The organism is Streptomyces sp. NPDC003032 (assembly GCF_053591415.1).
Genome location: NZ_JBSFTT010000038.1, coordinates 51,274 through 63,310, shown reverse-complemented (window position 1 = coordinate 63,310; position 12,037 = coordinate 51,274). Strand labels below are relative to the sequence as shown.

12 protein-coding genes are annotated in these 12,037 nt (G+C 73.6%); 5 read left to right on the top strand and 7 right to left on the bottom strand.

The genetic code is table 11. From position 1 onward, the window contains the following. From ACWDZ7_RS35495 to ACWDZ7_RS35480, 4 genes are all read right to left on the bottom strand, one after another. The coding region (locus tag ACWDZ7_RS35495; protein WP_451802836.1) for an ATP-binding protein at positions 1 to 1,302 on the bottom strand (1,302 nt) is incomplete at its 3' end. An 80-nt stretch (positions 1,303 to 1,382) separates the two neighbouring features. After that, positions 1,383 to 2,303, bottom strand: coding sequence for an NADP-dependent oxidoreductase (locus ACWDZ7_RS35490; RefSeq protein ID WP_451802834.1), 921 nt, complete (start codon positions 2,301 to 2,303; stop codon positions 1,383 to 1,385). 89 nt (positions 2,304 to 2,392) lie between these two features. Continuing rightward, positions 2,393 to 3,376, bottom strand: a complete 984-nt coding sequence (locus ACWDZ7_RS35485; protein ID WP_451802832.1) for a zinc-binding dehydrogenase — start codon at positions 3,374 to 3,376, stop codon at positions 2,393 to 2,395. A 36-nt stretch (positions 3,377 to 3,412) separates the two neighbouring features. Beyond that, on the bottom strand, positions 3,413 to 4,021 hold the full coding sequence (locus tag ACWDZ7_RS35480; protein ID WP_451802830.1) for an NADPH-dependent FMN reductase: 609 nt from the start codon (positions 4,019 to 4,021) through the stop codon (positions 3,413 to 3,415). 182 nt (positions 4,022 to 4,203) lie between these two features. Here ACWDZ7_RS35480 and ACWDZ7_RS35475 point away from each other — a divergent pair, with 182 nt between their 5' ends. Both ACWDZ7_RS35475 and ACWDZ7_RS35470 read left to right on the top strand, forming a co-directional pair. Then, positions 4,204 to 5,628 carry an MFS transporter gene (locus tag ACWDZ7_RS35475; protein WP_451802828.1) on the top strand — a complete coding sequence of 475 codons (1,425 nt, stop codon included), beginning with the start codon at positions 4,204 to 4,206 and terminating at the stop codon, positions 5,626 to 5,628. Between the two features lie 263 nt (positions 5,629 to 5,891). Then, positions 5,892 to 6,368: a GNAT family N-acetyltransferase gene (locus tag ACWDZ7_RS35470; RefSeq protein ID WP_451802827.1), complete on the top strand. Its 477-nt coding sequence runs from the start codon at positions 5,892 to 5,894 to the stop codon at positions 6,366 to 6,368. A 259-nt stretch (positions 6,369 to 6,627) separates the two neighbouring features. On the opposite strand, the gene ACWDZ7_RS35465 is transcribed toward ACWDZ7_RS35470, so the two are convergent. Continuing rightward, the gene (locus ACWDZ7_RS35465) at positions 6,628 to 7,230 is read right to left on the bottom strand and encodes a CGNR zinc finger domain-containing protein (protein ID WP_451802826.1); all 603 of its coding nucleotides are present in this window, start codon (positions 7,228 to 7,230) and stop codon (positions 6,628 to 6,630) included. A 110-nt stretch (positions 7,231 to 7,340) separates the two neighbouring features. Between ACWDZ7_RS35465 and ACWDZ7_RS35460 the strand changes: the two genes are divergently transcribed. Further along, entirely contained in the window at positions 7,341 to 9,305 is a 1,965-nt protein-coding gene (locus ACWDZ7_RS35460; protein ID WP_451802824.1) for a M13 family metallopeptidase, read from the top strand. Positions 9,306 to 9,332: 27 nt separating this feature from the next. Here the strand turns inward: ACWDZ7_RS35460 and ACWDZ7_RS35455 are convergent, their stop codons facing one another. Together ACWDZ7_RS35455 and ACWDZ7_RS35450 are read right to left on the bottom strand one after the other, a co-directional pair. Beyond that, positions 9,333 to 10,115 carry a PIG-L deacetylase family protein gene (locus ACWDZ7_RS35455; RefSeq protein WP_451802822.1) on the bottom strand — a complete coding sequence of 261 codons (783 nt, stop codon included), beginning with the start codon at positions 10,113 to 10,115 and terminating at the stop codon, positions 9,333 to 9,335. Positions 10,116 to 10,122: 7 nt separating this feature from the next. Next, complete coding sequence (locus tag ACWDZ7_RS35450) at positions 10,123 to 10,734, bottom strand: TetR/AcrR family transcriptional regulator (RefSeq protein ID WP_451802820.1); 612 nt, start codon at positions 10,732 to 10,734, stop codon at positions 10,123 to 10,125. 103 nt (positions 10,735 to 10,837) lie between these two features. Between ACWDZ7_RS35450 and ACWDZ7_RS35445 the strand changes: the two genes are divergently transcribed. Continuing rightward, on the top strand, positions 10,838 to 11,176 hold the full coding sequence (locus tag ACWDZ7_RS35445) for a nuclear transport factor 2 family protein (RefSeq protein ID WP_451802818.1): 339 nt from the start codon (positions 10,838 to 10,840) through the stop codon (positions 11,174 to 11,176). Then, the gene (locus ACWDZ7_RS35440; protein WP_451802817.1) at positions 11,173 to 12,030 is read left to right on the top strand and encodes an NmrA family NAD(P)-binding protein; all 858 of its coding nucleotides are present in this window, start codon (positions 11,173 to 11,175) and stop codon (positions 12,028 to 12,030) included. Before ACWDZ7_RS35445 ends, ACWDZ7_RS35440 begins: the two co-directional genes overlap by 4 nt. The last annotated feature ends 7 nt before the right edge of the window (positions 12,031 to 12,037 follow it).

Below are 12,037 nucleotides of genomic sequence, written 5' to 3'. Positions count from 1 at the left end.
CACCTCCGCCGCCTGCGGAAAGGACGGCAGCCCGCCGACCAAGGGCCCCGCGGCCGAGGCCTCGGGCTCGGCGAGCGCGAGACGGCGGGCGCGGTCCTGGGAGTCCGGGCTCAGCCGCGCGGCGCGCTCACAGGCGGCGGCCACGGCCGTGTAGCCGCCACGCGCGCGTGCGTGCTCCGACGTCTCCTCCAGGACGGCGGCGACGTACTCGTCGGGCTCCGTCGTGGCCGCCGCCAGATGCCAGGCGCGCCGGTCGATGTTGCCCACGCACGGCAGCGCGTGGGCGAGGGCCCGGTGCGCGGCGAGCCGGTCCCCGAGCGGCGCGCTCTGGTACGCGGCCGAGCGGATCAGCGGATGGCGGAACACCAGGCGGCCCTCCGCGACCCGCACCAGGTCCTTGCGTTCGGCCGGCTCCAGGTCGGTCACCACGGCACCCAGTTCGGCGGCCGCCGACGCGATCACCGCGAGGTCGTCGGTGGCCTCCGCAGCGGCGACGAGCAGCACCGTGCGGGTGGCCTCCGGCAGGCCCGCGATGCGGTCGGTGAACGTCTGCTGCACGCGCGCGTGCCCGCTGATCGGCGCGGAGTCATGGGCCAGCCCCTCCCGTTGCGCCACGGGCAGTTCGCGTAGCGCCAGCCGGTTGCCCGCCGCCTCGCCGAGGATCTGCACGCGCGCGTGCTGCGGCAGATCGGCGGCGTGCTCGGCGAGCAGGTCACGGGCGGCTGCGTCCGACAGGGCGCCCACCCGCAGCTCGTCGAGGCCCGGCGCGGGAAACGGCGGCGCATACGTGTCACGGGCGGCGAACAGCATGACGACACCCTCGGCATCCAGGCGTCGCGCGACGAAGAGCAGCGCCTCGGCCGACGCCTTGTCGAGCCAGTGCGCGTCGTCGACGACGCACAACAGCGGCTGTTCCTCGGCGAGATCGGCGAGCAGGGTGAGGACGGCGAGCCCGGTCAGGAACCGGTCACCGCCGCCCGGCTCCACCGCCGCGTCGCTCAGCCCCAGCGCGCCCCCGAGCGCCCGCGCCTGCCGCTCGGGCAGTTCCGCGACACGGTCCGCGGCCCGGCCGAGCAGCAGATGCAGCCCCGCGAAGGGCAGCTCGCTCTCCGAGTCCGTCCCGGTGGCCCGCAGCACCCGCAGCCCACCGGCGCGGGCCGCGGCGACCGCGTGCGTCAGCAGTTCGGACTTGCCTATCCCGGCCTCGCCGCGCACGACGAGCGCCGCGCTGCGGCCCTGCCGCGCCCCCTGAAGAACCCGGTCGACGACGCCGAGTTCGCTTTCCCTCCCGTACAACCCCATGGGCCAGACCCTACGTCCGACCAGCGCATTGTTCAGCCCACGGTCCGGTCGGCGGCTCAGTCCACGGCTCAGTCCGCGGCTCAGTCCACGGTAAGGACCACCTTGCCGCGGCCGTGGCCGGTGGCCACCAGGCGGTGCGCGTCCACCGCTCGCTCCAGCGGGAACGTCGCCCGCAGGTGTACGTCCACCGCCCCCTTCTCGTACAGCGCGGTCAGCTCGGCCAGGCGCGTGGCGGACCGGGTGCCGCCCCAGTCGGGCAGGCCAAGGCGCGCCGCCTCCTCCGTGGCGACCATGGTCACCACACGGCCGCGGTCCTTGGCCACGGCCACGGCGGCGCGCAGCCCCTCCGGGCCCGCCGCGTCGAGCGCCGCGTCCACGCCGTCGGGCGCGACGGCGCGGATCCGGTCGACGAGCCCGTCGCCGTACGTCACCGGGATCGCCCCCAGCGCCCGCAGATGGTCGTGGTTGCGCTCGCTCGCCGTGCCGATGACGGTCGTGGCGCCCCAGGCCCGTGCGAGCTGCACGGAGAACGTGCCGAGCGCACCCGCCGCCGCGCCGATCAGAACGGTGTCCCCGGGCCCCACGCGCAGCTGGGACAGCGCCAGATGGGCGCCCTGCCCGTTGCCGGAGAAGCCGCCGGCGACCGTCCACGGCATCGTGGCCGGCTTGTGCACCAGCTGCTCGGCGGGGACCGCGACGTACTGCGCGTACCCGCCGAGCAGACCGTAACCGAGCACTTCGTCGCCGGGCGCGAAGTCGGCGACCCGCCCGCCGATCCGGTCCACCACCCCGGCGAACTCGTTGCCCGGGACGACCGGGAACCCCGGCTCGACGCCCGGTGGCACCCATCCTTCCCGCACCCCCAGGTCGAACGGCTGCACCCCGGCGGCCCTGACCCGTATCAGCACCTCATCGGGCCCCGGCTCGGGAACGGCCAGCTCCATGGGCCGCAGAACCTCGGGCGGACCGTAGGCGGACAGAGCGGCGGCGATCATCTTCATGACACTCCTCAGTACGTTGCGACAGGTGACGCCGGGCGGGGCCTCGGGGTTGAGGGGAGAGGCCGTCGTCCCCGCACGGTGTCAGAGGATTACGGGATCAGGACGACCTTGCCGACCGTCTCGCGGTTCTGCAGGGCCCGGTGCGCCGCCGCCGCGTCCCGCAGCGGGAAGCGCGTCACCGCGGGCACCAGGCGCCCGGCAGCGGCCTCCGCGATGGCGCGGTCCTGCGTGGCCCGCAGCCCACCGGGCACCTTCAGCAGGCGAGGCCCGAGCGCGACCGTGACCTCCAGCAGCCGGTCGAAGAGGTCCTGGGCCGTCAGCTCGGTGACCGACCCGGCCGACCAGCCGAACAGCAGCAACCGCCCGCCGAAACCGATCAGTTCGAGCGCGTCGCGCCCCGGCCTGCCGCCCACCCCGTCCAGCGCCACGGTGATGTCGCGGCCGCGCAGGGCGTCACGGACCAGCTTCGGCCACCTTGGGTCGTCGTAGTCCACGGCCACATCCGCGCCGAGCGCCCGCACCCGCTCCACCTTCTCCGGGCCGCCGGCCGCTCCCACCACCGTCGCGCCCGCGTTCCTCGCGGCCTGCACGAGGAGTGTCCCGACGCCGCCCGCCGCGGCCGTCACCAGGACCACGTCGTCCGCGGTGAACTCGGCCAGATGCTCGATCGCCAGCGCGGTCCGCCCGGTGCCCACCATCGCGACGGCGATGTCGAAGGCCACCTCGTCCGGCAGCGGGTGCAGCGCCTCGACCTCACGTACGGCGAACTCGGCGTACCCGGCGTTCACCAGACCCAGGTGCGCGGCGACCCGCCGCCCGAGCCAGGACTCGTCGACGCCGTCACCGACCCCGTCGACCATACCCGCGACCTCGCGGCCCACGATCAGCGGCAACTCCGGGAGCGCGAAGGGAAGTTGGTCGGCGGCGCCCTCGCGCAGCGCCGTGTCGAGCAGATGGACCCCGGCGGCCTCGACGGCGATCCGCACCTGGCCGGGCCCCGGCACCGGCTCGGGGACCTCCTCGTACGTGAGGTTCTCGGCGGGCCCGAAGGTGTGCAGACGTACGGCGTGCATGACGGTCAACTCCTGGTGGATGAAGAGCGGCTGGTATCAGGCGGCGTAGGGGCGGACGGTCTTGCCCTCGCGCAGCGTGCGGCCCCACCAGGCGAGCTGGTCGAGCATCGTCTTGGCGGCGGACACCGGGCCCGTCGGGTCGCGGAGGGCGCCGGACTCGTCGAAGCAGTTCCACACGCCGTGGAAGCTGACGGTGTCGCGCACCGTCACCGCGTGCAGCTCGGCGAAGACCTGCCGCAGCTGCTCGACGGCGCGCAGGCCGCCCGCCATACCGCCGTAGCTGACGAACCCCACCGGCTTGGCGCGCCACTGCGAGTAGTGCCAGTCGATCGCGGTCTTCAGCGTCGCGGGGAAACTGTGGTTGTACTCCGGCGTGATCACCACGAACGCGTCGGCCGCGTCGATCCGCGGGGTGAGCCCGGAGACCTCCGGTCCGCGCTGTTCCGAGAGCCCGTCCGGCAGCCGCGCCTCGGCCAGGTCGATCACGTCCACGTCCAGATCGCCGCGTTGGGCGGCCTGACCGGTGAACCAGTCGGCGACGGTGGGCGCGAAGCGGCCCTCGCGGGTGCTGGCGACGATGACGGCCACCTTCAGGCGTTCGTCGCGCTGGGTCCGGGTCCGGGTCTGCTGGATGTTGTTGCTCATGTCTGCCTCCTCGGCTCGGTGGTGCGGCTTCCGACACCGATGAAGCTACGAACACCTGCCCGGTCACCGCCTCTGTCGCGCGACCGGGTTCGGTACCTGCGCAGGGACTAGGCCGACCGGTGGAGCACACCCCAGTCATCCGACAGAGGCGGCGACGCGATCACTCTCCGTACCGTCGCCCCATGACGAACGCAGCCGCGACGAAGCCCGCGGACACCGCCGTTGACACCCCCCGATGGGGCCCGGTCTTCGTGATCGCCCTGGCCATGCTGATGGTCACCCTGGAGATGAGCCTGTCGGCGGTCACCTTGCCCTCCATCGGCCAGGAACTGGACGTCGGCAGCGGAGCGGCGAAGTGGGTGATCCTCGCCTACGCCCTTCCCACCGCGGCGCTCGCCATCCCCGCGGGACGCTGGGCGGACCGCGCGGACACCAGGCTCGTCTTCCGCGCGGCGGTCGCGGCCGTCGGCCTGACCAGTGTCCTCGCGGCCCTCGCGCCGTCCTTCTGGGTCCTTCTGACCGCCCGTGTCCTGCAGGGCGCGACGGGCGCGATGGTCGTCGCCATCTATATGCCGGTGGTCGCGGCGAGCGTCCCGGCGAAGCTGCGCGGCCGGGCCCTCGGGTACGTCGCCACGATCATGCCGCTCGGTTCGATGGCCGGGTCCTCGCTGGGCGGCTTCGTCGCCGAGGCGTACGGCTGGCGGCCGGTGTTCCTCGTCAAGATACCGGTGCTGGTGGTGGTGTGGTGGCTCGGTTCGCGGATGTTGCCGCGCGGGCGCGGCGGGCTGCCGGTGCCCGACCGGACCCTGCTGACCGACGTCCTGGTGCTCGGCGGCGCGGTCACCGCGCTGCTGCTCGCCTTCGACCGGGTCGAGAGCGGTTCGGCGTACGTCGCCGGGGCGCTGGCGGTCGGCGCGGCCGGGCTCGCGGTGGTGTGGACGCGGCTGCGGTCGTCGAAGCCGATCGTCGCCCTCGTCAGGCGGCCCGCGTTCGGACTGCCATTGCTGTCCCTCCAGTTGACCGGCACGTTCATCGGGCTCTCGCTCTTTCTGCTGCCGTTCTTCGTCGCCGACGTCCTGCACGCGGGCGCCGAACTCATGGGCCTCGCCATGATCTTCTTCGTGGGCGGGGTCGCCGCGGGGTCACCGCTCAGCGGCCGGCTCATGGACCGGTATCCGCCCCACCTGATCGCCGGGCTCGGCGGCGCCCTCACCCTCGCCGGGCTGCTCTCGACCCTGGCCCTGGACGAGCACGCGGGGCTCGCGGACCTGTCCTGGCGGCTCGCGCTCATCGGCTTCGGGCAGGGCGTGTTCGGCGCGCCCAACAACACGGCGATGCTGGCCGCCACCCCGGCCGACATGATCGGCACGGGCGGCGGCGTGGGCGCGACGGTGCGCACCCTGGCGTTCACGGTGGGCCCGGCGGTCGCGTCCCTCGCGTACGGCCTCGGCGGGGGAGGGGCCGAGGGGTTCCGTACCGGTGTGGTCGTGCTCGCCGTGCTGCAAGTGGGCGGGCTGCTGGCGGTGGCGGCGGGCTGGGCGACGTCCCGAGCGGCGGCCGGGCCCGGCGGACGGGCCGCGACGGCCGAGCCGGTGGCGCGGGTCTGACGCGCTGCCGGTGCGCCCTGAGGCCCCTGTGTGTGCCGGGGCCCGGAACGGAGGCGAGGCCGCCGGCCCGCCCCCGTGTACGCCGGGGCGCGCCCGGGCACGTAGCACCGGACGGCCACGGCGGAGCAGGCCCCTGGAACGCGCCCGCTTCTGCGCCATGCTCGCCGAAGCGCTGGAGGACGTACGGTCCGGGCGGGCCGAGCGGTAATTGACGTGCGGCCGGTCCGCTCGGGGTGGTAACTCCACCTGTCATGGGAGATCTTGTGACAGACCGGCTCGTCCTGCACCCGATGAGCGCCGAGGAGGCGCGCCGCGTGGTGGCGGGCACGCCCGGGGACGGGGAGCGGTGGGGGCCCGGCTACCCCACCGACGGCGATGTGGAATCGGCCACCGACTTCCTCGGCCACTGTGCGCGGACCGGTGATCCGCAGCCCTTCGGCGACTACGAGATACGCGAGCGCGAGAGCGGCCGCGTCATCGGCAGCCTCGGCTTCAACCGGCCCCCGGACGCCGAGGGCACCGTCACGATCGGATACGGGCTGATCCCCGACGCCCGCGGCAAGGGCTACGCCGTCGAGGCCCTGCGGGAATTGCTGCGGCTGGCCCGGGCCCGCGGCATCACGTGCGTGAAGGGCGACGCGGACCTCGACAACGCCGCTTCACAGCGCGTCATGGCCTCGGCCGGCATGCGCTGCGTCGGAGCCGACGAGCGCGTGAAGTACTTCGAGAGCACCTGGTAGCCGGCAGGTACGGTGACCGCTGCTGGGCACTGTCACCGGGGGCCGGGGACACGGACGCCAGGCAGTGGTGCGGATGGCCCGCGCCCTCCAGCATCGCCCGCGTCCGCGGGTTCAGCGCGGCCTCACGCCGGGACAGGGCCGACCGGAGCGCCCCGACGCGCTCGCACACCCGCAGGGCCGAGGTGCGCACGCCGAGATGGGCCGCCAACTCCCCGATGCGCAGCCGGGAGCGCGGTAGGGCGTGCCTGACGCGAGGCGCTCAGCCTTCCTCGGCGCGGCGGGCGCGCAGCGTCCGTACCTTGTGGAGGTTGCCGCAGTGCTCCATCGAGCACCAGCGGCGGCGGCCGGGGCGGGAGGTGTCGACGTAGATCAGATGGCAGTTGTCGGACGCGCACACGCGGACGCGGTGCGCGTACGGCCCCGTCAGCAGCTCGACGGCGTCGCGCGCGACGGTGGAGAGCAGCGCGGTCCCGTCGGCGGCCCCCGCCCAGCGCCGCTCGCCGTCCGGTCCCACGCGGGGGACCAGCGGCGGGTGCGCGGCCGATTCGTTGAGGGCGGCGAGGTCGGCCGGGGCGGGGGGCTCGCCCAGGGCGCGGGCGGTCGTCACACGGAACAGCGCGTCACGCAGCCCCCGGGCGCCGGCCACCTCGGCCTCGGACACCTCCAGGGCGGGGACCGGCGTCAGCCGCGACCGCTCGACCCAGGCGGTCAGATCACCGGGCGCGTGCAGCATCTCGTACCGACGGAACTCGCCGGGGCCGCCGGTGGTCAGCAGCTCCAGGCAGAGCGCGCCCGGATCGAAGCGGTAGGTGGCGCCGCTGTGGGCGCGCATCAGGATGCCGGGGGGCGCGGACGATTCCATGTAACTAGAATAAGTGGTTACGTACGTTACGTACGTCATGGCCGGGCCGCGGCTCCGCGGCGGGGCATAAGCCCTTCGTGCCGGGCTGATCGCTCGCATAGGCTGAGTGGATGAGCATTCTGGATGACGCCCGCGCGGGCATGAACCCCGAGGTCCGGCCGCAGGACGACCTCTTCGGGCACGTCAACGGCCGCTGGCTGGACACCGAGAAGATCCCCGAGGACCGCTCCAGCTGGGGCCCCTTCGTGCAGCTGGCCGACACGGCCGAAGAGCAGGTCAAGGAGATCATCCAGGAACTGGCGCAGTCACCGGACGGGGAGGGCGCCTCCGCCGACGAGGCCCGGAAGATCGCCGCGCTGTACGCCTCCTTCATGGACGAGGAGACCATCGCCGCCCGCGGGCTCGCCCCCGCGCGGCCGCTGATCGACGAGGTCGCGGGCCTGCGGGACACCCATGAGCTCGCGGCGTTCCTCGGCCGCTTCGAGCGCGTCGGCGGCTCGGGGCTCTTCGGTTCGTACATCGACTCGGACGACCGCGACTCCGACCGCTACCTCTTCAACATCCTCCAGGGTGGCCTCGGGCTGCCCGACGAGTCGTACTACCGCGACGACAAGTTCGCCGAGATCCGTGAGAAGTACGTCGCCCACCTCACCGAACTCCTCGCGCTCGGCGAGCACGCCGCCCCCGAGGCCGCCGCGAAGACGGTGCTCGCGCTGGAGACCAGGCTCGCCGCCGGCCACTGGGAGCGCGCCGAGACCCGGGACGTGCTGAAGACCTACAACCTCACGACCCTGGACGAACTCCTCGCGCTGGCCCCGGAGTTCGACTGGCGCGGCTTCATCGAGGGCCTCGGCGGCTCGGACGCCACCATCGCGGAGACCTGCGTCCGCCAGCCGTCCTACCTCTCCCACCTCTCCACGGTCCTCGCCGAGGTGCCGATCGAGCAGTGGCGCGACTGGGCGCTGACGCGGGTGCTGCGCGCCTGCGCGCCGTATCTCTCGGACGAGTTCGTGCGGACCAACTTCGAGTTCTACGGCCGTACTCTCAACGGGACGCCCGAGCTGCGCGCCCGCTGGAAGCGCGCCGTCTCCCTCGTCGAGGGCGCCATGGGCGAGGCCGTCGGCAAGGAGTACGTCGCGCGGCACTTCCCGCCGTCGTCCAAGGCGATGATGGACGACCTCGTCGCCAACCTCCTGGAGGCCTACCGCCAGTCGATCGCCCGCCTGGACTGGATGACGGACGAGACCAAGGCGCGGGCGTACGAGAAGCTCGCCACGTTCCGTCCCAAGATCGGCTACCCGGACACCTTCCGCGACTACTCGGCGCTCCAGGTCAGCGCCGACGACCTGCTCGGCAACGCGCGGGCGGCGGCCGCGTTCGAGTCGGACCGGCAGCTCGCCAAGATCGGCAAGCCGGTCGACCGCGACGAGTGGTTCATGCTGCCGCAGACGGTCAACGCGTACTACAACCCGGGCACCAACGAGATCTGCTTCCCCGCGGGCATCCTGCAGACGCCGTTCTTCTCGCCCGACGCCGACCCCGCGGAGAACTACGGCGGCATCGGCGCGGTCATCGGCCACGAGATCGGCCACGGCTTCGACGACCAGGGCGCGCAGTACGACGGCGCGGGCAACCTCAACGACTGGTGGACCGCCGCCGACAAGACCGCGTTCGAGGCCAAGTCGAAGGCACTGATCAAGCAGTACGACGCCTTCTCGCCCCGCAACCTCCCCGGCGAGTTCGTCAACGGCTCGCTGACGGTCGGCGAGAACATCGGCGACCTCGGCGGCCTCACCATCGGGCACACCGCGTACCTCATCGCGCTCGACGGGGCGCCGATGCCGCAGAGCGACGAGGGCACCGGCTCGCAGCGGCTCTTCAAGAACTGGGCGTACTGCTGGCGCACCAAGCGCCGCAAGGAGCAGGAGCAGCAGTACCTCACGATCGACCCGCACTCGCCGCCGGAGTTCCGCGCCAACATCGTCCGCAACCTCGACGAGTTCCACGAGGCGTTCGGCACGGTGGAGGGCGACGGCCTGTGGCTGGACCCGGCGGAGCGCGTCCGCATCTGGTGAGTCTCTACTGGGCTCCGGGGAAGGCAGTCATCCGCCTGTGATCGGACACGGCGCGGCGGTGAGTTCGGTCTGTCTCCCGGCCGTCGGGGTGAGGTCGTGGCGGATGTACCACTCCGTGGAGAGGAGCCGCCCGCGGTCCTTTGGTGCGAGGGCGGCGATCAGGCCGGGTACGGCGCCCCGCTCCACCTCGCTGCGGTGGGCCAGCACGGCGGCCGTCTTCCGGTCCAGCCACGGGCCCACGTCGACGGCCGCGGTGACCCACGCGTCCGGGACACTGCGCACCGCCTCGCGTACGCCGACCACAGTGCTCAGCGCCGCCACCGCCGAGTGCGGGTGCGTGGCCAGGTAGAGGGCGTGCGGCCGCCAGGGGGCGCCGGCCTCCGGGTAGAGCTGTTCGAGCCCGGCGGCCTGTGCGGCGAGCACGGTCAGCCGGTGGGTGTGGACGTGGTCCGGGTGGCCGGTCAGCCCTCCATAGGCGTCATGGGTGACCATGATCTCCGGGCGGACCTCCCGGACATGCGCCACGAGCCGCCCCACCGCCTCGTCCAGCGGCGCGTCGCGCAACCGCGCCTCGCCCGGCGCCGATTCCGGTACGCGCGCGTCGGCGTAGCCGAGCAGGCGTGGCACGCCCGCGCCGAGGATCCGCACCGCCTCAGCCAGCTCCGCCGCGCGCCGGGTGCCCGCGGCCCAGGTCGCCGTCACGACCGCGGTGCGGGCGCCGGCCGCGGCGTGCCGGGCGAGCACTCCGCCGGCCGCCAGGGATTCGTCGTCGGGGTGGGCGAAGACCGCGAGCAGGCTGGGTGCCGTCATCGATGTGTCACGCCTTCCGGTACGGGGGCTGGGGCGTGTCCGCGCTCAGTGTCGCGCGGGCGAGAGCGGCCACGCCGTCGTGGATGCGCCGGGGCGGGGTGCCGTTCGCGCAGAGGTGTTCGATCAGGTCGCTGCGCACGGCGGCCAGCAGCGCGTGCGCGAGGAAATCGGCGTTCCGCTCGCCGCGCGCCTCGGTGAGCAGCGTGGTGAGTTCGGCGTGCCACAGCGTGTAGGTGTCGTTGCGGTAGGGGCTGCCGCTGCCCGCGCTCTCCAGGGCGAGCATGAGGGGCCGTGTGGCCAGCTTCAGACTCAGCAGGGCGTCCAGGAGTGCGAGGGCGCGTTCCTCGGCGGGCGCACCCGGGCCGAGCGGCGGGGGCCCGGCGACGACCTCGGCCCGCAGCTGTTCGGTGCGCTGCTCCACGAGCGCCTTGACGAGCCCGACGCGGTCGCCGAACCGGCGGAAGAGCGTGCCCTTGCCCACCCCGGCGGCGGCCGCGATGTCGTCCATGGAGACGCGGTCGGGATCGCCGCGCTCGGTGAACAGCCGCTCGGCGGCGGCCAGTACGGCCTCGCGGTTGCGCTGGGCGTCGGCCCGTTCCTTGCGCGGGGGTGGTGTCACGGTGCCTCCACTGGAAAAACGGACCGCTAGTCCGTATCGTGAATCCGGACTGATGGTCCGCATTTTAGCGCGGGCTCCGCCATGACCACGGAGAGGCACAGCTGTGACCGAGGAGTTCCCCTTCGCCCCGCCCGGCGCCCCGCGCCGCCTGGACGGCAAGGCCGCCGTCCGCGCGTACATGACCGCCTATCCGGACCACATCGACCTCGCCGCCTTCCCGCACGTCGAGACCCACCACACCGGCGACCCCGATGTCGTCATCGTCGAAATGCGCGCCGAGGGACGCTCGGTGGCCACAGGGAGGCCCTTCGCGATGTCGTACGTCGCCGTCGTGACCGTCAGGCAGGGGCTGATCGCCCGCTACCGCGACTACTGGGACCCGTTGACCGCCCTGGTGATCGCGGGCGGCACCGACGCCCCGTTCGTGGGAGCCGGGCGATGAGCGGCCGCGCGGAGCCGATCCTCGTGACCGGCGGCACCGGCAACACCGGCCGCCGCGTCGCCGACCGCCTGGCGGGTGCGGGCCACCGGGTGCGGGCGGCGAGCCGGCGCCCGGACCCGGACGCCGGTCACGAGTCCGCGCGCTTCGACTGGGACGACACGGCGACCCACACCCCGGCCCTGGAAGGCGTACGCCGCCTCTACCTCGTCCCGCCCACCGCCGCGCCGGAACCCGCCACGCGTCTGCTCCCGTTCCTGGAGCGGGCGCGCGGGGCGGGAGTCGACCGCGTGGTCCTGCTCGGCTCCTCGGCCATCGCGGAGTCGGACGGCGGCCTGGGCGAGGTGTACCGCGCGGTCCGCGAGCGGTTCCCGCAGTGGGCCGTGCTCCAACCCTCCTGGTTCATGCAGAACTTCACCGGCGACCACGTCCACGCGGTCAGTGTCCGCGAGCGCGACGAGATCGTGACGGCCACCGGAGACGGCCGTGTCGCGTTCGTCGACGCCGAGGACATCGCGGAGGTCGGCGCGCGGGCCCTGACGGACGAGCGGCCGCACAACACGGCGCACCTCATCACGGGGCCCGAGGCGCTGAGTTACGCCGATGTCGCCGCGACGCTCTCCCGCGTCACGGGCAGGACGGTGCGCCACCGTGCCGTTCCTCGCGCGGCGATGCGGGACCGGCTGGCCGCCACCGGCATGCCGGAGCGCTTCGCCGACCTCCTCGCCGGCATGGACGAGGCGATCGGGAAGGGAGCGGAGGACCGTACGAGCCCCGCCGTGGAACGGGTCACGGGCCGCGCGCCCCGCTCCTTCGCCGACTTCGCCGCGGCGCACGCGGCCGTCCGGCGGCGGTGACCGGCGC

Excerpts from the sequence above, each read along its gene's own strand:
- ACWDZ7_RS35490 (WP_451802834.1), bottom strand. The coding sequence starts at position 2,303 with ATGAAGATGATCGCCGCCGCTCTGTCCGCCTACGGTCCGCCCGAGGTT.
- ACWDZ7_RS35485 (WP_451802832.1), bottom strand. The coding sequence starts at position 3,376 with ATGCACGCCGTACGTCTGCACACCTTCGGGCCCGCCGAGAACCTCACG.
- ACWDZ7_RS35480 (WP_451802830.1), bottom strand. The coding sequence starts at position 4,021 with ATGAGCAACAACATCCAGCAGACCCGGACCCGGACCCAGCGCGACGAA.
- ACWDZ7_RS35475 (WP_451802828.1), top strand. The coding sequence starts at position 4,204 with ATGACGAACGCAGCCGCGACGAAGCCCGCGGACACCGCCGTTGACACC.
- ACWDZ7_RS35465 (WP_451802826.1), bottom strand. The coding sequence starts at position 7,230 with ATGGAATCGTCCGCGCCCCCCGGCATCCTGATGCGCGCCCACAGCGGC.
- ACWDZ7_RS35460 (WP_451802824.1), top strand. The coding sequence starts at position 7,341 with ATGAGCATTCTGGATGACGCCCGCGCGGGCATGAACCCCGAGGTCCGG.
- ACWDZ7_RS35455 (WP_451802822.1), bottom strand. The coding sequence starts at position 10,115 with ATGACGGCACCCAGCCTGCTCGCGGTCTTCGCCCACCCCGACGACGAA.
- ACWDZ7_RS35440 (WP_451802817.1), top strand. The coding sequence starts at position 11,173 with ATGAGCGGCCGCGCGGAGCCGATCCTCGTGACCGGCGGCACCGGCAAC.